This window comes from Sulfitobacter sp. TMED3, assembly GCF_002167505.1.
In the GTDB taxonomy this organism is placed as follows: domain Bacteria; phylum Pseudomonadota; class Alphaproteobacteria; order Rhodobacterales; family Rhodobacteraceae; genus Sulfitobacter; species Sulfitobacter pontiacus.
Genome location: NZ_NHBI01000025.1, coordinates 1 through 22,374 on the forward strand (window position 1 = coordinate 1; position 22,374 = coordinate 22,374).

The following is a 22,374-nucleotide window of genomic DNA, read 5'->3' on the forward strand; positions in this document are numbered from 1 at the left end:
GTCCGCCGCTCACCCGAAGGTGCGCTCGACTTGCATGTGTTAGGCCTGCCGCCAGCGTTCGTTCTGAGCCAGGATCAAACTCTCAAGTTGAAACGCATTACTGCGTATCCTTGACGTCGAACCTCTGCACATCAAACCTGCATCACTTACTGAATGATACAGGCGTTTTCTCCGTTTGAAGTGCTTAAAGTTACCAAAGCAACCGAAAGCCGTCCAAACAGTGAAGCTGACACTCTATCATCGGCCGAAGCCTAAGAGCGCGATATACAGACGTTGATCCATCGAATGAACCAAACCGCCCACATATCTCTTCAGATATCTATCAATTTCAAAGAGCGTCGAGACAAAAGAAACCAAGATGCGCCGTAAACTTTCAGCGCGCCCCGCCTCAATTACCCCAGAATTTTCCCGCTACATAAGACCCGAACCGTAACCCGTCGTCCCCGTCTAGCGCCCCGTGTCTGCGTGTCTGCGTGTCTGCGTCTCCGGTAAGGGGCGTTCTAGAGTTTGTTCCAAATACCCGCAACCCCTTTTTTCAGATTATGACAGTTTTTCGCTACTTTCCGAATTTTCCTATAAAAACAACGGTTTGATTTTTGAAAATTCCGCGGGGCCCGTGTTTTGCGCAGCTTTATTTCGCACGCTAACACGTCATTGCCCCGCATCACTTACGCCCGCGCGGGTTATCCACAGACTCGCAGCGATAATGTGGATTGTTTCACCTCCCCCGGTCCGAATCCGGCACAATCCCCGGCCCGCGCCGCCGCCCGGATTCGGAATCAGCGCCGTTTGGGGAGTCGGAGCAGCAGCAAAGCCAGAATCGCCGCCATATAGAGGAGAGGTTCGATCTGGAAACCTTTGACCAGCCAGATGAAGTGCACCCCAGCCAGAATTGCAGCCAGATAGGTTAACCGGTGCAGCTTGCGCCACGTGGCCCCCAGCTTGCGGATCGAGAAGTTGTTCGATGTGGCCGCCAAGGGGACAAGGCAGGCAAAACCCGCCATGCCGATCGTGATATACGGGCGCTTCAGAATGTCGGCCCAGATCTGCGACAGGATCCCGACATCCAGCACCAGCCATACCAACAGGTGCAGCGAGACATATATAAAGGCGAGCAATCCCAGGGCGCGGCGAAACTTGATCAAGTTCAGCCGAAGGTAGCGCCGCGCGGGCGTGATCGCCAACCCGGCGATCAACAGTTGCAAGGCCAGCAACCCCAGCTCTTTTTCCAACGCCTTGATCGGCTCCGCCCCCAGCCCGCCGGTCTGCGCCTGAAACAGCAACCACGGGATTGGCAAAAGCCCCACTATATATACGACCCATGTGGGAACACGTCGCGCGATGGTATTCAGGCGGTCGATCATACCGCCCTGCTCACTTCTATAGAGGACACGGGTTTAGATATCCTTGCTCAGGTCCATACCGGCATAGAGCTCTGCGACCTCGGCCTCGTACCCGTTGAACATCAGCGTGGGAATCCGCTTGGAGAAAAGACCGCCACCGATGACCCTTTCGCTGGCCTGCGACCAACGGGGGTGATCGACCTCGGGGTTCACATTACTATAGAAGCCGTATTCCCCTGCATTCGCCTTGTTCCAACTGGTCGGGGGCTGAGTATCCGTGAGGGTGATCCGCACCACGGATTTGATCGACTTGTAGCCATATTTCCACGGCACGACCAACCGCAGCGGTGCGCCGTTCTGTTTCGGGATGTCCTTGCCATAGATGCCGGTGGCCATAATCGTCAGCGGGTGCATCGCTTCGTCCAGACGCAACCCTTCGACGTAGGGCCAGTCGAGCACGTTATAGGCGACGCCGGGCATTTCATCAGGACGCAGCGCAGTCTCGAAGGAGACGTATTTCGCGCCGGACTGCACACCGGCCATATTCAGCAGGTCCGCCAGTTCGAACCCGTTCCACGGGACCACCATTGACCACGCCTCGACACAGCGAAAACGATAGATACGCTCTTCGATCGTCATCTGTTGCATGATGTCGTCGAACCCATAGGCACCGGGCTTGTCGACCAGACCGTCAATCTGCACCGTCCAGGGTTCAATCGTCAGACGGTCCGCGTATCTGGCGGGGTCGTCCTTGCCGGTGCCGAATTCATAGTAGTTATTGTAGCTGGTGATATCTTCATAACTGTTCGGCTCTAACCCCTCGGGCGCGGCAGAGGTGCGCCCCGCGATACCGGCCAACCCGATCCCCGCCAAAGCGCCCCCCATGATCTGACGTCGGTTCATAAATGCAGCATGCGGGGTGACGTCTTTATCCGTGAGTGTGTTGATCCAGCGATAGGCCATAACAGGCGCTCCTTACCAAAATACATGGGTAGCCTACTGCGGGTTGTCGCGCCCACCAAATGCAATCCGCTACATTTCAGCAGACACACCGGAATGTCAGGGCAACACATGCGAACAGGGCCGAGGTTTCCCCCGGCCCTGCCCGATCACATCACCACACTATATACTATGTACCTAGTGGACGGTCGCTTCGTCCGGTTTGGCGCGGTTGCTGGCGGCCACGCGGTCGCCAATGATCAGCCCTTCGGCACCAGCGTGCACGGGGATAAGATCCCCATCCAGCACGTCACCGGCCAAGATCATCTCGGCCAGCGGGTCCTGTAATGCACGCTGGATCACCCGCTTCAGCGGCCGCGCCCCGAACACCGGATCATAGCCCTCGTCGGCGAGCCACTTGCGCGCGCCTTCGTCCAGCTCCAACCCGATCTTGCGACCGGCGAGACGCTTCAGCAGACGGTTCACCTGAATGTCGACGATCCCCGCCATGTCGGCACGTGCCAAGCGGTCAAAGATCACCGTTTCATCCAGTCGGTTCAGGAACTCGGGGCGGAAGTGAGCCCGCACCGCATCCATCACATCCCGTTTCGCCTGCGCCATGTCNCCCCCTTCGGGCAACTGGCTCAGCGCTTGCGCCCCAAGGTTGCTGGTCAGCACGATCAGCGTCTGCTTGAAGTCGACCTTACGGCCCTGACCATCCGTCAGCACACCATCATCCAAGACCTGCAGCAACACGTTGAACACGTCGGGGTGCGCCTTCTCGACCTCGTCGAACAGCACGACCTGATAGGGTCTGCGCCGCACNGCTTCGGTCAATACGCCACCTTCGTCATAGCCAACATACCCGGGAGGCGCGCCGATCAGACGGGCCACGGCATGTTTCTCCATGAACTCAGACATGTCGATCCGCACCATCGCGTTCTCGTCGTCGAACAGGAATTCGGCGACGGCCTTGGTCAGCTCGGTNTTACCGACACNAGTCGGCCCGAGGAACAGGAAGCTGCCCAAGGGGCGGGCCTCGTCGTTCAGGCCGGCACGCGCACGGCGCACCGCGTTCGACACAGCTTTGACGGCGAGGTTCTGACCAATGACACGGTTGTGCAACTGGTCNTCCATGCGCAGCAACTTGTCCCGCTCGCCTTCCAGCATACGNCCCGCGGGGATACCCGTCCAACGTTCGACGACGCTGGCGATCTGGTCCGGGCGCACNGCCTCTTCGACCATGACGTCGGCTTCGTTCTCTTCGGCCTCGCCCAGTTTGCGTTCAAGCTGCGGGATCACGCCATAGGAAAGCTCCCCCGCTTTGGCGAGGTTGCCTTCNCGCTTGGCGATCTCAAGNTCGGCGCGGGCACGGTCCAGCTGCTCTTTCAGCTCGCGCGCGCCCTCAAGGCGATCACGTTCGCCCTGCCACTGCGCNGTCATGGCATCGGCCTTTTCCTGCAGATCCCCCAGCTCTTTCTCCAACTTGTCCANGCGGTCCTTGCTGGCAGCGTCGTCCTCTTTCTTCAACGCCTCGGCTTCGATCTGAAGCTGCATGATCTGACGGTCCAGCGCATCCAGCTCTTCCGGTTTGCTGTCGACTTCCATCCGCAGACGGCTCGCGGCCTCGTCCACAAGGTCGATTGCCTTGTCGGGCAGGAAACGNTCCGTGATATAGCGATGCGACAGGGTCGCCGCCGCCACAAGGGCAGAGTCGCTGATCCGCACACCNTGGTGCAGCTCGTACTTCTCCTTAATGCCTCGCAGGATCGACACCGTATCCTCGACCGTAGGTTCGCTGACCATCACAGGCTGGAACCGACGGGCAAGTGCTGCGTCTTTTTCGACATACTTACGGTATTCGTCCAAGGTCGTCGCACCAACGCAGTGCAATTCACCCCGCGCCAAAGCCGGTTTNATGAGGTTGGCCGCGTCCATCGCGCCGTCCGCCTTACCGGCGCCCACCAGCGTGTGCATCTCGTCAATGAACAGGATNACCTCGCCCGCGGCTTCGGTGACCTCGGTCAGGACNGCTTTCAACCGTTCTTCAAACTCGCCACGATACTTNGCGCCAGCAATCAGCGCGCCCATGTCCAGCGCCAGCAAACGTTTGTTGCGCAGGGATTCGGGCACATCGCCATCCACGATCCGCAGGGCGAGCCCCTCGGCAATCGCGGTTTTACCCACGCCGGGCTCACCGATCAGCACCGGGTTGTTCTTGGTGCGGCGGCTCAACACCTGCATGGCGCGACGAATTTCCTCGTCCCGACCGATGATCGGGTCGATTTTGCCNTCGCGGGCACGTTCCGTCAGATCAAGGCTGTACTTCTTGAGCGCCTCATACCCGTCTTCCGCACTGGCCGTATCAGCCGTGCGCCCTTTCCGGATATCATTAATGGCGGCGTTCAACCCCTGTGCGGTGACCTTGCCCGCATCCAGCGCGGTTTTCGCACCGGATTTCACCATCGCAAGTGCCATCAGCACGCGTTCGACCGGCACAAAGCTGTCGCCCGCCTTTTTGGCCAGCGTCTCTGCTTCGGCCAGCACCTTTGCGGTGGCATTATCAAGGTATACCTGCGCGGCGTCGCCCGACACCTTGGGCAGCTTGCCCAAAGACAGCGTNAGGGTTTCAGTCACACGTGCAGGATCNCCACCGGCAGCAGCAATCAGATTGCTCGCCAGCCCTTGGTCGTCATCCAGCAGTGCTTTCAATAAATGCTCCGGCGTCAGCCGTTGGTGGCTTTCACGCGTCGCGATTGTTTGCGCAGCCTGAATAAAGCCGCGCGACCGTTCTGTGAACTTGCTCAAGTCCATGAGCTTCTCCTTTTCTTAAAGCGACCACAAAGAAGATGCCNGCTTTGCAGCACATCATGGCGTGATCCTCGGGATAGAATTTGGGGACAGAAGGAAGGGATTCAAGAGNGTCGCCTCACAAANGCGTCAACAAAAAACATACACCTTTTAAGATTATTTATCAGACTGGTGGAATTTCGCCACATTGCGAACACATTGGAATCCCACAAGAAAAATGCAGTTTCGCAATTTGCCGCTCATGGCAAGAAATAATTACAAAAATGTTAATTGACTGATTTTAGGCGAAAATTTATATTTATCCACATGACGGATGCNCCCCAGTGGAACCATTTAGTCACACATACGTTGTACTGGCAGATGAACGAAAACAAATCGAGCCGACTTTAACCAGTACAACAAATTCTTGAGGTACGAACATGCAGACGCGCCAGATTCAGATGAACGACGTTATCTACAACGCGGCAGAGCAATGCTTTGAAGCTTTGGTCACCNTCCACGATGGCGATCGGTCCCGCAAATATGCCTGCGCCATCAACGCGCCGATGACGATGTCCTTTGATCAAGCTGCCAAAGGCCTGACCAAACAAGCCNAGCGTCGCCATACGAGCCGCGGCGGCATGTATTCCGAGATCCGCGCCCAGAAGCCCGCACAACGCAGNGGCCGTCCTCGGTTCGANCCAAAAGCCTGGTTGCGCCATGTCGCCAACCTTCCCGGCCTTCGCGCCGCCTGATTTACAGTTTCGGCGGAACTGCCTGCGCGCCCGTCCCGGCGCGTGTCCCGCCCAATCCAGAGACAACTGCCTGCCTGCACGTCTCTGACACTCGCCCGGACAGCGATTGCGCTGCCCGGGCCTTTTTCTTTGCGTGCCCCCTGTTTTCATAGACATGTCAGGTNGAACACCGTAAGCCTCCGGCGTTTGCCAAATCTCATCACTTCGGAGCCCGCCCCATGTCAGATGACCGCCTGATCGTTGCCCTTGATGTCCCCCACGCTGTTGCCGGCCTTGAACTGACCCAAAAGCTGGGCGACGCGGTGAGCTTTTATAANATTGGTCTGGGCATGTTGACGGGCGGCGGCCTGGCNCTTGCGAACGAGCTGATCCAGGAACNCGGCAAACGCATTTTTCTGGACANGAAACTGTTCGATATCAGCGCGACAGTCGAAGCAGCGGTGCGCGGGCTTGCGCAGTTCGACCTCGATTTTCTGACCGTGCACGGTGACCCCCATGTTGTCCGCGCCGCGATGGAAGGGGCCGCNGGATCCCGCACCAAGATTTTGGCGGTGACCATCCTGACATCNCTGGACCGNAACGATCTGGACGCGGCGATGATCCAGTCGGGCGATATNCCCGATCTGGTCCAGACCCGCGCCGGNCGCGCGCTGGAGGCTGGTGCTGACGGCGTCATCGCTTCCCCGCAAGAGGCGGCCCTGATCCGTGCCCTACCCGAGGCCAACGGCAAGCTGATCGTCACCCCCGGCGTGCGACCAAGCGGGGCGGCCCTTGGCGACCAGAAACGCGTTGCAACACCGGGTCAGGCGATCTTGGANGGGGCGGATCACATCGTNGTTGGNCGCCCGATCTGGCAGGCCGAAGACCCCGCCGCCGCCGCCCGCGCGGTGCTGGCAGAGCTGCCCTGAACGCAGCCGAAATGCGCGAAACCCAACAAATAGCGCATTTTCGCCTATGTGATAAATCGGTAACAAACNTGAACTGGCTGCCAGCAACTGGAAGTTCCGTGTATGTTTTATGACATTCATATGGCAACCTTACTTTGGTGATACTCCCCGACGGGCTGGTTCTTCCTGAAGCCCGTCACCTCCCCCCGCTTCAGGCGGGGGTCTTTCTTTGCCCCACCTCGCATNCGNTTTTCNCCCTTCNANNCGNCGCNGCACGTATGTGCATGGCGAAGCCGCGCGTGATCGGGTAGACTTGCGTTAACCAGCCCTTAACCCTANCTGACCGCCATGCCCGCCCTCTGCCGAGACTGCCTGTCCGAAATCGCGCCCGCGCGCCGGTGCTCTGCCTGCGGCAGCCCGCGTATCTCGTCACACCCCGAATTATTCGACCTTTCCATCGCCCATATGGATTGCGATGCCTTCTACGCATCCGTGGAGAAACGCGACAATCCGGCGCTGAATGGCAAGCCCGTGATCATCGGGGGCGGACGNCGNGGGGTCGTGTCGACCGCCTGCTATATCGCGCGGATCAAAGGGGTCCGGTCNGCCATGCCGATGTTCCAGGCGCTGAAACTCTGCCCCGAAGCGATCATCATCAAGCCNCGCATGGATGCATATGTCGAAGCCTCCCGCGCGATCCGCGCCATGATGGAAGAGCTCACCCCCGCCCTGCAGCCGNTNTCNCTGGACGAGGCGTTTCTGGACATGACCGGCACNACCAAGCTNCACGGGGCNCCCCCTGCCGTGATGCTTGCGCGACTNGTGCGTCGNATGAAGGTCGAACTGGGGCTNACCGGATCAATCGGGCTGTCACACAACAAGTTTNTGGCCAAGGTCGCCTCTGACCTTGATAAGCCGCACGGGTTTTCAGTGATCGGAAAAGAGGAAACACAGAGGTTTCTGAACGACAAACCGGTGAGCATGATCTGGGGCGTGGGCGCGGCAACGCTTGGATCCCTGAACAAGGCCGGCATCCAGACCTTCGCGGACCTGCTGCGATGGGAAAGGACCGACCTGATCGCGCGTTTCGGCAGTATGGGCGATCGCCTGTGGCATCTGGCACGCGGCCAAGACAACCGCCGTGTTTCCGCGCACGAACCGATGAAGTCCATCAGCAACGAAACCACCTTTAACGAGGACACCTCCGACCCTGACCTGCTGGACGGGCATCTGTGGCGCATGGCGCAAAAGGTGGCGGACCGCGCCAAGGCCAAAGACCTTGCCGGCCGCGTTGTCGTGCTCAAGCTCAAACGGGCCGATTTCTCGCTGATCACGCGGCGGGTGTCGCTGTATGACCCGACGCAACTGGCCGACCGCATCTACCGCACAGCGCGCGGGCTGTTTGACCAGCTTGGTGAACCGGGGCCTTTCCGGCTGCTCGGGTGTGGCATTTCGGATCTTAGCGCCGCTGATGGGGCCGACATGGCGGGCGACCTGCTGGACCCGGATGCCGCCCGCCGGGGTCAGGCAGAGCGGGCAACAGATGCCATCCGCAACCGGTTCGGGGACAAGGCAATCGTCAAGGGGCGTGCGCTGCGCTAATCACTCCGCCGCGAGGGCGAGGCTTTCTGGACGGATCCGCGCAATCTCTGCCACAACGCCGCGAAGCGCTTTTTGCACATCCTCGAAATCGCCGTTGGGGCGCACCAGAGATTCGTTCATATACAGCGACCGGTCCAATTCGACCTGCACCGCATGCTGCCCCCGTGCCGGACGACCGTAAGCTTGGGTGATATAGGCCCCCGCAAACGGCGTGTTCCGTGTGACCGTGAACCCTGCCTTGACGAAAGCGGCCTCTATCTGATCCACAACATCGCTGCTGGCTGCCGCGCCGAACCGGTCACCCAAGACCACTTCAGGCCGTTTCAGCCCCATACGCGCGACGCCATCCATCGCCTCATGCGGCATCGAATGGCAATCCACCAAGATCGCCTGCCCGTGATCCGCACGCGCGTCGTTCAGCAGGCTTTGCAACATATCGTGGTACGGCACCCAATAGGTGGCGATTCGCGCACGGGCTTCATCAAGCGTTAATTTGCCCTGATAAATCGACCGCCCGTTCGCCACGACACGCGGAATAACCCCCAATCCGGAGGCAACCCGCGGGTTATGCGCCTGCCGCCGAACCCCTTCGATCAGGGCCGGGTCAAGCTCGTCTCGGGACCGGTTCAGATCAAGGAACGCACGGGGGGCCCCCGCCATCAGAAACGGGGCCCCGAAATGGGGGGCAGAATTAAACAAAAGGTCAACAAACGCGTCCTCTGACGAGCGTATGCTATGCCCGTCCAACACCGTAGACCGCAGGAAGGAAAAGCTGTAATTCCGCCCCGAATGAGGGGATGCAAACACCGCGCAGGAACGGGCTTGATCGGGGCGAACGACTTCGTAGGCGATGTGTGGCATTGTTGCACCTTTCAAGAATGATCATAGCGCATGTTTTTACAAAGCCAAAACCCCTTGATCATGCCTCCGACTCTATTTATAGACCCCGCTACCGGCGCGAATATCTCGCGCCCCGATTTGGTTTGGGGTGCAAGTTTCGTGCTACATAGGGGGTGATTAGCTCAGCGGTAGAGCACTTCGTTGACATCGAAGGGGTCACTGGTTCGATCCCAGTATCGCCCACCACCTAATTCATGGTTCAGCATTCGCTGAACTGCCCGCAACCCGGCGCTGGCCCGCGCCACGACACAGGAGAACGACCATGAAGGTTCGCAATTCGCTCCGCTCGCTCAAGAACCGGCACCGTGACTGCCGCGTTGTGCGTCGCAAAGGCCGCGTTTACGTAATCAACAAAACGCAGCGCCGTTTCAAAGCCCGTCAGGGTTAAGCTTCGCGCGCATCTGATGAAAGGCCGCTCCTTCGGGGGCGGCTTTTTTCGTTTGGGCCGCCGTCAATCGCGCCTCCCCCCCCTACCCCAGCCAATCTGTGCTGACCTCTTGCGATCCCCCCAATACCGCTTAGGTTCTCCTCAGACTTCATCAGACGAACTGAAAGGGATCTCATGACCGATCTGCCCGACTACACCCCGCCCGCCGTATGGGAGTGGGAACCCGGCAATGGCGGTAAATTCGCCAATATCAACCGCCCCATCGCAGGCCCCACCGCAGACAAAGAGCTGCCGGTCGGCAAACATCCCTATCAGCTTTACTCCCTCGCGACGCCCAATGGCGTCAAAGTCACCGTGCTTCTGGAAGAACTACTGGCCGCCGGGCACAAGGGTGCCGAGTATGACGCGTGGCTGATCAACATCGGCGAAGGGGATCAATTCGGATCCGGCTTTGTCGACATCAACCCGAACTCCAAAATTCCCGCGATGATGGACCGGTCCGGCGACGCGCCACAGCGCCTGTTTGAATCCGGATCGATCATGCTGCATCTGGCCGAGAAATTCGGCGCATTCATCCCCAAAGACCCAAGCCAGCGCACCGAATGTATGTCGTGGCTGTTCTGGCAAATGGGCAGCGCGCCCTATCTTGGCGGCGGCTTTGGCCATTTCTACGCCTATGCGCCGGTCAAAATTAAGTACTGCATCGACCGTTTCGCGATGGAGACCAAGCGCCAGCTTGACGTGCTTGATCGTCACCTTGCCGATAACGAATATATGGCGGGCGAATATTCGATCGCGGATATGGCGATCTGGGCATGGTACGGGCAGCTGGTTCTGGGCCGTCTCTATGACGCAGCAGAGTTCCTGAATGTCGATTCCTACGAAAACCTGATGAAATGGGCCAAGAAGATCGACGCGCGCCCTGCCGTTACACGTGGTCGCATGGTCAACCGACCCTTCGGTGAACCCGAAATGCAGCTCCACGAACGGCACGATGCCAGCGATTTTGATACAAAGACTCAGGACAAAATCGGCGACTGATCCCGCGCGTCTTGCCGCCCCCACGCGGCAAGACGCTTGTCCTATTAATTCACTCAAGTATTCCTTGATATCAGCCCTCAAATCTGTTTCTTACTCTTTTTATAAGTTTTACACAGATGGAGGTCACCTGATGACTCTGACGAAATCCGCTTTCACGGCCGCCTTGATGGCCACAGTTGCGATGCCAGCAATGGCCGAAGGGCAGCTGAACCTCTACTCCTCGCGTCACTACGACACAGACGAACGTCTGTATTCCGACTTTACCGAGCAGACCGGCATCACCATCAACCGCATCGAAGGCAAAGCAGACGAGCTGCTGGCGCGTATGGAAGCCGAGGGTGCGAACTCCCCCGCGGACGTTCTGATCACCGTCGACACCAGCCGCCTGAGCCGCGCCAAGGAAATGGGCCTGCTGCAATCCGTTGATAGCGACATCCTCGAAGAGCGTATCCCCAGCAACCTGCAAGACGCTGACAACGACTGGTTCGGCTTTTCGCAGCGCGCGCGGATCATCTTTTACAGCAAGGACGCTGTAGACAACCCACCGCAGAACTATCTGGATCTTGCCGATCCTGCCTATGAAGGTCAGGTCTGCATCCGTTCCTCCACCAACTCCTACAACCAGACCCTGCTGGCGGCGTTGGTCACGCACTACGGCGAAGAGAAAGCCACCGAATGGGCACAGGGCGTTGTGAACAACATGGCACGTGCACCACAGGGCGGTGACACCGACCAGCTGCGCGGTCTGGTATCGGGCGAATGCGAAATCTCCGTCTCGAACTCCTACTACTTTGCCCGTGCCATCCGCACCGAGGTAGACGGGCTGAGCGCCGATCTGGATAAAATCGGTCTGGTGTTCCCCGACCAGGAAGGCAACGGCGCGCACATGAACCTGTCGGGTGCCGGTGTTGCAGCCAATGCGCCAAACCGTGACAATGCGGTCAAGTTCCTCGAGTATCTATCCTCCGACAGCGCGCAGGCCTACTTCTCTGCAGGGAACGACGAATTCCCCGCCGTCGAAGGTGTAGAGCTTGCGGAATCGGTCGAGAAGCTGGGCGAATTCAAAGCAGACGAAGTGAACCTGTCCGAAGTGGCCAAGAACATCCCCACAGCACAGAAAATCTTTAACGCGGTTGGCTGGGAATAATCCCAGCTCGCCACGGCAGAGACACGACATTGAACCGCATCGGCCCCTGGCCGGTGCGGTTTTTTCATGCGCAAAGGGAAATGTTTATTTCTGCCGACCGACCTGACGGCAAATCAGGATCACGGGCAGCAACCCCATTGCCACGATCACAAGGCTNGGCACCGCCGCCCCGTCCAGCCGCTCGTCGCTTGCCAGCCGGTAGGCCTGTACNGCCAGCGTGTCGTAGTTGAATGGCCGCATGATCAGCGTTGCAGGCAGCTCTTTCATCACATCGACGAAAACNATCAGCAGCGCGGTCAGCAGGCTTGGCGACAGGATCGGTAGATGCACACGGCGCAGCGTGCCCACAGGGGTTTCCCCCAATGACCGTGCGGCAGAGTCCATATTGGCATGCACCATCGCCTGCCCNCCCTCATACGCCCCCAGAGCCGCCGCAAGGAAGCGNACCATATAGGCGGCGACNAGNAGCCAGATCGACCCGGTGACCAGCAGCCCGGTCGATATGTCGAAGGTGCTGCGCATCCAGGCATCAAGCTGGTTATCAAAGGTCGCAAAGGGCACCATCAGCCCCACGGCAATCACCCCGCCCGGCACCGCATAGCCCAACCGCGCGATATAGCCTGCACCGAACGACAGCTTGCCCGGACGCAACCGCTGGAAGAACCCCACGCAGACTGCAGCGGCCACGGTCAGCACCGCCGCCACCCCCGCCAGCGTGGCAGAGTTGCGGATGAAGCCCAGATAGCGCGGGCTCAGCAGGTCTTGCTCTGACCCGATGCCCATCCAGATCAGCACGATCACCGGCAGGATCGCCCCAAAGATAACGGGAATACCGCAGGCCAGCATCGCGGCGGCGGCCTGCCANCCNTTNAGCTGCGCGGGCGGCATCGCCACGGCACGACGCGCCGGATCGTGGTATTGCGCCTTGCCGCGCTGGATACGCTCCAGCATCGCGAGCAGCAGCGCAAAACTNAGCAAACANAGTGCAAGCTGNGCCGCACCAGCGCGGTCGAACAGGGAAAACCAGCTGGTGTAGATCCCTGTCGCAAAGGTCTGCACACTGAAATAGGCGACNGTGCCGAAATCGGCGATNGTCTCCATGACGGTCANCAGAACACCTGCGGCAATCGCCGGTCGGGCCAGCGGCAGGCTCACCTTGAAGAAGGCCGCCCAGGCACTGCTACCCAAGGCACGTGCTGCCAGAAACGTCGTGGCGGATTGCTGCAAGAACGCGGCGCGCGCCAAGAGGTAGACGTAGGGATAAAGCACCAGCACCAGCATCAAGGCCGCGCCCCCAAGGGANCGGATTTCCGGGAACCAGTAGTCGCGCGGACCCCAGCCCGTGACGTCACGCAGCACCGTTTGCACGATTCCGGGGTGGTCAAGGATATGCGTGTAGGCATAGGCCAGCACATAGGCGGGAAAAGCCAGCGGCAGCACCAGCGCGATTTCNAGCATNCGGGCACCGGGGAAGCGGGTCATGGTNACCAGCCACGCGGTCCCCACGCCCAAGGCAAAGGTNCCCGTGGCCACCATTGCGACCAGCAGAAGGGTNGTGCCCGCGTACCCCAGCAGCACCGTATCGATCAGGTGGCGCACNGTATCGGTGCCCCCNACCAGCGCGGCCAGCAAAACGGCCACCATCGGCAAGGCACAGGTCGCCGCAATCGCGACCGCANCCCCCGCCAGCAAACGCACGCCATCCCGCGATCTTTTCACGGCGGCGGGGCTTGTATTGATATCCTGTGTCGTCATGCGATCGGTTTCGACTAATTCAGTCGGAAATACCAGCGGGATGACTGAAAATTGTAGCGCTGCGCGCAGGTGCAAAGGCGTGATCCTGCCTTTGTGCCTGAATCTCCGGTGCCATAATGCGTGCCTTCAGCACGGGTCAGTCATAGCTNCGCTGGTCTTCGATCACCANTCCGTCGTTGGGCAGGCTGCCCGGCGCGGCCAGCACGACCTTGCCCTTCAGCTTGAGAAGCGCGGCAACAGAGGCACCGTAGCTGTCCGCGTCATCACCCGTCGTCTCAAGATGCACNGTCATGACGTCCTGTTCATTCGCNCGGCTTGCCACCACGCGGGCCTTCGTGACCTCGGGGTGATGCGCGACAAGCGCCGCGACCTGTTCGGGGCGTACGAACATGCCCTTGATTTTGGTGGTCTGATCCGCACGGCCCATCCAGCCCTTGATGCGCATATTGGTCCGNCCGCAAGGAGACGCCCCCGGCAGNACGGCGCTCAGGTCGCCNGTGGCGAAACGGATCAGCGGATAGTCGGGGTTCAAGGTGGTCACGACNACCTCGCCCACCTCGCCCGGAGCGACGGGGGTGCCGGTGCCGGGGGTCACGATCTCGACGATTACATTCTCGTCCACGATCATGCCTTCGGCGGCGGGGCTTTCGTAGGCGATGTTGCCCAGATCCGCCGTTGCATAGCTTTGCAAACAGGTGATCCCCCGCTCTGNATAATAGTCGCGCAAGGACGGGAACAGCGCNCCCCCGCCNACNGCCGCNTTGGTGATGCCAAGGGTCACCCCCATCTCATCCGCTTTTTCGAGAATGATCTTGAGGTAATCCGGCGTGCCGGCATAGGCGGTCGTGCCGATATCGCGCGCGGCGATGACCTGCAGTTCGGTCTGCCCGGTGCCCGCCGGCAGCACCGCNGCCCCCACAGCCCGCGCCCCGGATTCAAAGATCATGCCCGCAGGTGTCAGGTGATAGCCAAAACAGTTCTGGACGATGTCGCCCTCACCAATCCCCACCGCATGCAGGAACCGCCCCATACGCCACCAGTCCGGCGCGTCGGAGGAGGGTTCATAGATCGGGCCGGGAGACTGGAAGATATGGGTAAACGCATGGGCGGGTTTGGTGGTGAAACCGCCAAAGGGGGCTGACTGCGCCTGCTGTTTCCCGATCTCGGATTTGCGCAGAACCGGCAGCGCGGCCAGCGCCTCGACATTGGTGATCGTGTCTGGCGCGACCCCGTCCAACGATCCGGCATAGCCCGGCAGCGCCTGCGCCCGTGCGATCTGCGCGGGCAAGGTCCGGGCAAGATCGGCCGCCCGTGTCTCGGGGCTGCGGGTCTCTAGGCTGTCAAAATAGGACGTCTGTGCCATGTCGCTTACTCGCAATTNATCTGGGTGGTCAGGAAATGGAAAACTTGTGGGCCGTGCGCTGGATCAGCTGAGCCAGCGTTTGCGGCGCCGATAGCTGCGGACATCGCGGAAGGATTTGCGCCCCTCGTCCGACATGCCNAGGTAGAATTCCTTGACGTCCTGGTTCTCGCGCAGGTCGGCTGCAGGGCCGTCCATCACGACGCGACCGGATTCCAGAATATAGCCGTAATGCGCAAAGCGCAGGGCGACGTTGGTGTTCTGTTCGGCCAGCAAGAAGGTCACGCCTTCGTTTTCATTCACCGATTTGACGATCTCGAAAATCTGTTCGACCAACTGCGGCGCAAGACCCATCGATGGCTCGTCCAGCAGGATCGTTTCAGGGCGCGACATCAGGGCGCGACCAATGGCGCACATCTGCTGTTCCCCGCCCGAGGTATAGCCCGCTTGCGATTTGCGCCGTTCGCGCAGCCGTGGGAAATAGTCGTACACCATTTCCAGATCCCGCGCGATCGCCGCCTTGCCGTCNCTGCGGGTATAGGCACCGGTCAGCAGGTTCTCTTCGATGGTCAGGTGCTCAAAGCAATGCCGCCCCTCCATCACCTGCACGACACCACGTTTCACCATCTCTGCNGGGTCGAGCTTGTGCACCGGATCATTGCGNTATTTGATCGACCCTTTGGTGACCTCNCCCCGTTCGGAATGCAGCAGGTTGGAAATCGCCTTGAGCGTCGTGGTCTTGCCCGCGCCATTNCCGCCCAACAGGGCCGTGATACCGCCCTTGGGCACCTTCAGGCTCACGCCCTTCAGCACCAGAATGACCGAGTTATAGATCACCTCGATATTATTGACCTCAAGAAGGGTCTCGACCTGCGCGTCGGGCGTTGGGGTGGCATCCAGCATGGGTGTCTCTTTCACTAGGTGGCGTGGGGGTCGGGCGCGGCAACAATGCCGCCGCGCCCCTGTTCAAGGGCTGCGCTTAGCAGCTGGGTTCGATACCGGATTCCGCGGCAAAGGCNTGCGCATCTTCGGTNATCAGCGGGGCCAGCACGTCTTGGTCCGACTGGATGTAGTCGGTGATCAGGCTCCAGCNGTCGGCAGCAGCATCCCACTGCGCCACAGCACCATAGCCGTTNCCGCCGTGGTTTTCACAAGACACCGTGAACTCTGGCCCAAAGTTCGGCAGACCCAGATCCGCCATCTTGGCTTCGGTGATTTCCAGTGCTTCCATGCCGTCGCGCATCTGCGCCGGTGTCAGCGCCTTGGTGTCATGGATACCCTGCGCCGTTTTGGCAGCTTCGGCAGCCAGCATCGCGGCGTAAAGGCCACGGTTATACAAAGCGGTCCCGATCTGGTCGCCCGCNCCTGCGGCCTTGCCNGTATCAACNACATACTTCTGGATGTCGTCGAACACGGGGAAGTCATCGCCCACGTTGTGGAACGTCAGCGCCTTGTAGCCATTGGCTTTGTCACCCGCTGGACGCACGTCGTTCTCGGAACCGGACCACCAGATGCCGATGAACTGATCCATCGGATAGCGGATGTTCGCGGCTTCCTGCACGGCGACCTGGTTCATCACACCCCAACCGTACATGATCACATTGTCCGGCTTTTCACGACGGATCTGCAACCACTGGGATTTCTGTTCCTGACCGGGGTGGTCAACGGGCAGCAAGGACAGTTCGAACCCGTGCTTTTTGCCCAGCTCTTCCAGGGTGCGGATCGGCTCTTTGCCGTAGGCAGAGTTGTGATAGACCAGCGCGATCTTCTTACCTTCAAGGCTGCCACCGTTCAGATCCAGCAGGTGCTTGATCGCGACCGAAGCGCCGTCCCAGTAGTTGGTGGGGTAGTTGAAGATATTCTTGAACACCGACCCGTCTTTGGCCGATGTCCGGCCATACCCCATNGAGTGGACAGGGATGCCATCTGCCGTCGCTTTGGGGATCAGCTGATAGGTGATGCCGGTGGACAGCGGTTGATAGACCAGCGCGCCTTCGCCCTTGGTGCTTTCATAGCATTCCACACCCTTTTCGGTGTTATAGCCGGTTTCACATTCGATCATCCGGATCGGTTCGCCACCGATACCGCCATCACGTTCGTTCAGCAGCGTGAAGTAATCCGCATAGCCGTCGGCAAAGGGAATCCCGTTTGCCGCATAAGGGCCCGTGCGATAGCTGAGCGACGGGAATACAAGCTCTGCCATTGCGGGGCCCGCAGCCAGAGCAGCGCCAAGCGCCAACGTAGTCATCTTCAGTTTCATCGGTGTTTCCTCCCTTGGATGTATCCGATCTTGCCGGGTTGTCCCGGTCGTCTCTTCTTCGGCCTTGGGTCTCCTCCCCCCGGCCATGCGTCCTTCCCTAGTGCGGGAAGGGCCACAATCTCAGTTTTTCCTTGGCGACGCGCCACAACTGGGCCANCCCATGCGGTTCCGCGATCAGGAAGATGATGATCAACCCGCCCACGATCACAAGCTGCAGATGCGCCACGATATCCGTCGGCCAACCGAACCAGTCCACGCCCACGATTTTCAACGCAACCGGCAAGAGCACAAGGAACGCNGCCCCGGCAAAGCTGCCAAAGATCGATCCCAGCCCGCCGATGATGATCATAAAGAGCACAAGGAACGATTTCTGGATGCCAAAGGCCTCGCCCACTTCGACCGCCCCCAGATAGACCGCAAAGAACAGCGCCCCNGAGATGCCGATGAAGAAAGAGCTGACCGCAAAGGCCGTCAGTTTCGCCCGCAGCGGGTTTACCCCGATGATCTCAGCCGCGATGTCCATATCACGGATCGCCATCCATTTGCGCCCCACCGACCCACGGGTCAGGTTGCGTGCCACATAGGCGCTGAAGATCACGAACATCAGGCAGAACAGATAGGTCGCCCAGGCCTGCGTATTCGGTCCGGTGATCTCGATCCCGAAGAATGTCCGCTCCGGCGCGCTGATCTGGCCCGAGGCAGAGTAGTTGTAGAACCACGGCACACGGTTGAAGAGCCAGACCAGAAAGAACTGCGCCGCCAGCGTTGCCACGGCCAGATAGAACCCNTTGATCCGCAGCGATGGCAGNCCGAANAACACGCCGACACCGGCGGTCACCAACCCCGACAGCAACACATGCACCAGCATGCTCACGTCAGGAAAGGCGGTCATGAATTTGTAGCAGGCATAGGCCCCCACGGCCATAAAGCCACCGGTCCCCAAGCTCACCTGCCCGCAATAGCCCACCAGAATGTTCAGCCCGATCGCCGCNATGGCNTAGATCAGGAACGGCAGGAACAGCGAGTTCACCCAATAGTCATTGATCACAAACGGGATCACNGCNANGGCGATGAACAACACCAGATAATAGCGATACCGGTCGAACTTGATCGGAAACGTCTGGCTGTCTTCTTCGTATGAGGCGCTGAAATCCCCGGCTTCACGATAGAACATCAGATGCTCNCCCCGTTCCAAATGGTTTTAAATCCTGGGTTCCGGGGCAAAGCCCCGGTCAGGGAGTTGCCAAAACTACACACGTTCAATGATCTTCTCCCCGAACAAGCCCTGCGGACGGAACACCAGAAAGATCAGCGCCAGCATGTAGGCGAACCAGTTCTCTGTCGCACCGCCAAGGAAAGGCGCACCGATCAGGAATTCGAACAGCTTCTCCCCCACACCGATNATCAAGCCGCCCACGATAGCACCGGGGATAGAGGTGAACCCCCCCAGCATCAGCACCGGCAACGCCTTCAGCGCGATCAGCGAGAGCGAGAATTGGACCCCCGATTTCGTGCCCCACATGATGCCCGCGACAAGGGCGACAAAGCCCGCCAGCGACCATACGAGGATCCAGATAAAGTTCAGTGACACGCCNACAGACAAAGCCGCTTGGTGGTCGTCNGCCACAGCCCGCATGGCGCGGCCCTGTTTGGTGTANTGCGCGAACATCACNAAGCCGATCACCAGCAACGCGGCNATGATGCTGGCCACGATATCCAGATTATCGATAAAGAACCCGTANCCAAAGGCGTTAAAGGTGGTGTCGTCGATCCAGGTGTTCANCCCCTGCGGCAGCCCCACNTCCATAGACTTGATGNCNGACCCCCACATCAGNTCGCCCACCCCTTCCAGGAAATAGGCCAGACCGATGGTCGCCATGAAGAGGATGATCGGCTCTTGCCCGACCAGATGGCGGAAGACCAACCGCTGCACCGCATAGGCCAGCCCGATCATCACCACCATCGTCAGCAAAATCGCGAGGAACGCCGGCACGTGCCAGCCGAAATGGTGAATATCCGTGCCCAGGATCGCGTTGATCAGGTGGCTAAACGGCACCTGCCCATCGATGATCCCNGCCAGNGTCAGGGCCGCAAACAGCGCCATAACCCCTTGGGCATAGTTAAAAATACCCGAGGCTTTGTAGATCAGAACAAACCCCAGGGCGACCAGTGCATACAGCACCCCCGCCATCAGCCCGTTCAGGAACACCTCGATTGTAAAGGCCAGTTGCTCAGGCATATCAGACCCTCCCCATCGCAAAACCAGTGGCAAAATCAGTCATGGGCAACCCCCAGATATGCGTCGATCACGTCTTGGTTGTTGCGCACCTCGCTCGGGGTGCCGTCGCCGATCTTCTTGCCGTAATCCATCACNACCACACGGTCGCTCAGGTCCATCACAACGCCCATATCGTGTTCGATCAGGGCAATCGTCGTGCCGAATTCATCGTTCACATCCAGAATAAAGCGGCTCATGTCCTCTTTTTCCTCGACGTTCATGCCCGCCATCGGTTCATCCAGCAGCAGGATCGACGGCTCGGCGGCCAGCGCGCGGGCCAGTTCGACCCGTTTCTTCAAGCCGTAGGACAGACGCGACACGGGCGTCTTGCGGATCGCCTGAATCTCAAGGAAATCGATGATCTTTTCGGCGACTTCGCGGTTCGCGGTCTCTTCGCGCTCCGCNTTGCCCTTCCAGATCGACTGCCAGAACATGCCGGTCTTCATATTGGTCAAACGCCCCGTCATGACGTTGTCCAGCACCGACATCCCTTCGAACAGGGCGATGTTCTGGAANGTGCGTGCGATCCCCTGCTGCGCCACCTCAAAGGGTTTCATCGNCGGACGGCGGCNNCCCTTGTACCAGACCTCGCCTTCCTGCGGNACATAGAACCCGCTGATCACGTTCAGCATNGATGATTTGCCCGCGCCATTCGGCCCGATGATCGCGCGGATCTCGCCCTGACGGATGTCGAAAGAGATATCCTTGATCGCCTCCACCCCACCGAACCGCAGGGTGATGTTTTTCATTTCCATCACAACGGGGCCAATCTGGCGCCCATCTGCTGTGACATAGCCGTCGGTCATATCTTTCACGCCGCAGCCCCCTTCCAAATGGTCTTAAAATCCACTGCGCAACCGCAGCGCCCGCATGCTCCGCCTGATGTCATGCTCATTGCGCGGCCATCTTGCGGGTGTCTGCGAACACCTTGGCNTCGCGCACCTCCAGCGTGGCCGAGATCGACCCCTTGCGCCCGTCTTCATAGGTCACTTCNGTNACCGTGCTGACAGAGGGCGACCCGTCGTAGAGCGCGGTGATGATATCGTCGAACTTCTCGCCGATGACCTTGCGACGGACTTTGCGCGTGCGCGTCAACTCTCCGTCNTCGGCATCAAGTTCCTTGTGCAGCACAACAAAGCGATGCACCTGACAGCCCGACAGCATTTCGTCTTCTGCGATAGAGGCGTTGACCTCTTCCACATGGCTCTGGATCGTGTCCATCACCTGCGGATGCCGCGCCAGTTCCTGATAGGACGCATAGCCGATGTTGTTGCGCTCCGCCCAGTTTCCGACCGCGGTCAGGTCGATATTGATAAAGGCGGTGCATTCGTCGCGTCCGTTGCCGAATACCACCGCTTCAAGGATGTTGGGGAAGAACTTCAGCTTGTTTTCCACGTATTTCGGCGCGAACAGGCTGCCATCGGCCATTTTGCCAACGTCTTTGGCGCGGTCGATAATGCGCAGATGCCCGGTGCCTTCCTCGATAAAGCCCGCGTCGCCTGTCGCGACCCAGCCTTCGGCATCCTTGGTATCGGCGGTGCTTTCGGGGTTCTTGTAATACTCCACAAAAACGCCGGGGCTGCGGTAGAAGACTTCGCCGTTCTCGGCGATCTTCAGCTCCACGCCGGGGCAGGTCACGCCGACCGTGTCACTGCGCACTTCGCCATCGGGCTGCGCGGTGATNAAGACNGTGGCTTCGGTCTGGCCATAAAGCTGTTTCAGGTTGATCCCGAGCGAGCGGTAGAAATCGAAAATCTCNGGCCCGATCGCCTCGCCCGCGGTATAGCCGACGCGCACGCGGCTGAGGCCGAGCGTGTTTTTCAGGGGACCATAGATCATCAGCTCGCCCAAGGCGTATTTCGCACGGTCCATTGCGCCTACGGATTTACCGTCCAGAATGGCGGGGCCCACCTTGCGNGCATGGGCCATGAATTTGTCGAACAGCCACTTTTTGAANCGGCTCGCGTCCTCCATCCGGATCATCACCGATGTCAGCTGGGTTTCGAACACGCGCGGNGGGGCGAAATAATAGGTCGGGCCGATNTCGCGCAGATCCACATGCATCGTGTCCGCGCTTTCAGGGCAGTTCGTGCAGAAGCCTGTCCAAAGCGCCTGCCCGACGGAAAAGATGAAATCCCCCACCCAGGCCATCGGCAGATAGGCCAGAATATCGTCCGTCTGACGCAGCTTGTCGAAAGCGGAAGAGGATTTGGCCGTCTCGATAATATTGCGGTTGCTCAGCACCACACCTTTGGGCTTGCCCGTGGTGCCAGAGGTGTAAAGCATGACGCCCGTGCTGTCGTAATCCAGCTTGGCCTGACGCGCCTCAAGCTCTTTGATGTNCTTGTCGCGTGCCTTGCGNCCCATGTCCTGGACGGCGCTATACTGGTCCAGCGCGGCGTGGTCGTATTTGCGCANTCCGCGTGGATCAAGATAGATCATACGCTCGAACTGNGTCAGCTGATCCTGAACGTCCAGCACCTTGTCGACCTGTTCCTGATCACCGGCGACCACAAAACGCGCGCCACAATGATCCAGCACATAGGCCATCTCTTCGGCGTTAGCGTCCTGGTAAAGCGGCACAGGCACGGCACCGACCATCTCTGCGGCCATCATGGCCCAATAGAGATAGGGACGGTTGCGGCCGATGATGGCGATAAANTCACCCTCGTTCGCGCCAAGCTCCAGCAGGCCAANCGCAAGNGCCTCGACCTCGTCGCGGGTCTGTGCCCACGTCCAGCTTTGCCAGATGCCATATTCCTTTTCGCGATACGCAGGCGCGTTCGCAAATTGCTTTGCATTACGATGCAGCAGCGCCGGAACCGATTGCGGTCCGTCGGCGCTCACGAGCGTGTGAGCCAAATGTCTTCCTCCCAAACCCTGCTCTTTTTCGGCAGGTCGATCGCTGGTGCGATTCTGATGTCACACC

The 22,374-nt window shown here is 59.5% G+C and carries 17 protein-coding genes, 1 tRNA gene and 1 rRNA gene; 6 read left to right on the forward strand and 13 right to left on the reverse strand.

Annotated elements, in window-relative coordinates:
* The 4 genes from CBB63_RS07200 to clpB form a co-directional block, all read right to left on the reverse strand.
* A 16S ribosomal RNA gene (locus tag CBB63_RS07200) occupies nt 1-90 on the reverse strand; the annotation flags it as partial.
* Between the two features lie 689 nt (nt 91-779).
* Complete coding sequence (msrQ, locus tag CBB63_RS07205) at nt 780-1,364, reverse strand: protein-methionine-sulfoxide reductase heme-binding subunit MsrQ (RefSeq protein WP_278425053.1); 585 nt, start codon at nt 1,362-1,364, stop codon at nt 780-782.
* 33 nt (nt 1,365-1,397) lie between these two features.
* Nucleotides 1,398-2,306: a protein-methionine-sulfoxide reductase catalytic subunit MsrP gene (msrP, locus tag CBB63_RS07210; protein ID WP_005850149.1), complete on the reverse strand. Its 909-nt coding sequence runs from the start codon at nt 2,304-2,306 to the stop codon at nt 1,398-1,400.
* 174 nt (nt 2,307-2,480) lie between these two features.
* Nucleotides 2,481-5,096 (reverse strand): ATP-dependent chaperone ClpB, encoded by a 2,616-nt coding sequence (gene clpB, locus CBB63_RS07215; RefSeq protein WP_286698662.1) that lies wholly within the window; start codon nt 5,094-5,096, stop codon nt 2,481-2,483.
* Between the two features lie 949 nt (nt 5,097-6,045).
* Here clpB and pyrF point away from each other — a divergent pair.
* Both pyrF and CBB63_RS07230 read left to right on the forward strand, forming a co-directional pair.
* A complete protein-coding gene (gene pyrF, locus CBB63_RS07225) occupies nt 6,046-6,735 on the forward strand; it encodes an orotidine-5'-phosphate decarboxylase (RefSeq protein ID WP_286698664.1) in 690 nt (229 codons plus the stop codon).
* Nucleotides 6,736-7,062: 327 nt separating this feature from the next.
* Nucleotides 7,063-8,316: a DNA polymerase IV gene (locus CBB63_RS07230; protein ID WP_286698665.1), complete on the forward strand. Its 1,254-nt coding sequence runs from the start codon at nt 7,063-7,065 to the stop codon at nt 8,314-8,316.
* Here the strand turns inward: CBB63_RS07230 and CBB63_RS07235 are convergent, their stop codons facing one another.
* On the reverse strand, nt 8,317-9,177 hold the full coding sequence (locus tag CBB63_RS07235; RefSeq protein WP_005850159.1) for an N-formylglutamate amidohydrolase: 861 nt from the start codon (nt 9,175-9,177) through the stop codon (nt 8,317-8,319).
* Nucleotides 9,178-9,327: 150 nt separating this feature from the next.
* Between CBB63_RS07235 and CBB63_RS07240 the strand changes: the two genes are divergently transcribed.
* The 4 genes from CBB63_RS07240 (at nt 9,328) to CBB63_RS07255 (ending at nt 11,792) form a co-directional block, all read left to right on the forward strand.
* A tRNA-Val gene (locus CBB63_RS07240) sits at nt 9,328-9,402 on the forward strand.
* A gap of 76 nt (nt 9,403-9,478) precedes the next feature.
* A complete protein-coding gene (gene ykgO, locus CBB63_RS07245) occupies nt 9,479-9,604 on the forward strand; it encodes a type B 50S ribosomal protein L36 (protein ID WP_005850168.1) in 126 nt (41 codons plus the stop codon).
* A gap of 174 nt (nt 9,605-9,778) precedes the next feature.
* Nucleotides 9,779-10,645 carry a glutathione-dependent disulfide-bond oxidoreductase gene (yghU, locus tag CBB63_RS07250; protein WP_009825435.1) on the forward strand — a complete coding sequence of 289 codons (867 nt, stop codon included), beginning with the start codon at nt 9,779-9,781 and terminating at the stop codon, nt 10,643-10,645.
* A gap of 130 nt (nt 10,646-10,775) precedes the next feature.
* Nucleotides 10,776-11,792, forward strand: coding sequence for a Fe(3+) ABC transporter substrate-binding protein (locus tag CBB63_RS07255; protein ID WP_286698666.1), 1,017 nt, complete (start codon nt 10,776-10,778; stop codon nt 11,790-11,792).
* A gap of 84 nt (nt 11,793-11,876) precedes the next feature.
* Here CBB63_RS07255 and CBB63_RS07260 read toward each other — a convergent pair whose 3' ends face one another.
* From CBB63_RS07260 to CBB63_RS07295, 8 genes are all read right to left on the reverse strand, one after another.
* Complete coding sequence (locus tag CBB63_RS07260; RefSeq protein ID WP_286698667.1) at nt 11,877-13,547, reverse strand: ABC transporter permease; 1,671 nt, start codon at nt 13,545-13,547, stop codon at nt 11,877-11,879.
* 136 nt (nt 13,548-13,683) lie between these two features.
* On the reverse strand, nt 13,684-14,910 hold the full coding sequence (locus CBB63_RS07265) for a phenylacetate--CoA ligase family protein (RefSeq protein WP_286698668.1): 1,227 nt from the start codon (nt 14,908-14,910) through the stop codon (nt 13,684-13,686).
* A 63-nt stretch (nt 14,911-14,973) separates the two neighbouring features.
* Complete coding sequence (locus CBB63_RS07270; protein WP_286698669.1) at nt 14,974-15,810, reverse strand: ABC transporter ATP-binding protein; 837 nt, start codon at nt 15,808-15,810, stop codon at nt 14,974-14,976.
* A 76-nt stretch (nt 15,811-15,886) separates the two neighbouring features.
* Entirely contained in the window at nt 15,887-17,167 is a 1,281-nt protein-coding gene (locus tag CBB63_RS07275) for an ABC transporter substrate-binding protein (protein ID WP_286698670.1), read from the reverse strand.
* Between the two features lie 97 nt (nt 17,168-17,264).
* Nucleotides 17,265-18,341 carry a branched-chain amino acid ABC transporter permease gene (locus CBB63_RS07280; protein ID WP_286698671.1) on the reverse strand — a complete coding sequence of 359 codons (1,077 nt, stop codon included), beginning with the start codon at nt 18,339-18,341 and terminating at the stop codon, nt 17,265-17,267.
* Nucleotides 18,342-18,416: 75 nt separating this feature from the next.
* Nucleotides 18,417-19,406, reverse strand: coding sequence for a branched-chain amino acid ABC transporter permease (locus CBB63_RS07285; RefSeq protein WP_286698672.1), 990 nt, complete (start codon nt 19,404-19,406; stop codon nt 18,417-18,419).
* Between the two features lie 35 nt (nt 19,407-19,441).
* Nucleotides 19,442-20,251 carry an ABC transporter ATP-binding protein gene (locus CBB63_RS07290; protein ID WP_286698721.1) on the reverse strand — a complete coding sequence of 270 codons (810 nt, stop codon included), beginning with the start codon at nt 20,249-20,251 and terminating at the stop codon, nt 19,442-19,444.
* A gap of 85 nt (nt 20,252-20,336) precedes the next feature.
* Complete coding sequence (locus CBB63_RS07295; RefSeq protein WP_502695880.1) at nt 20,337-22,292, reverse strand: AMP-binding protein; 1,956 nt, start codon at nt 22,290-22,292, stop codon at nt 20,337-20,339.
* Nucleotides 22,293-22,374: the final 82 nt, after the last annotated feature.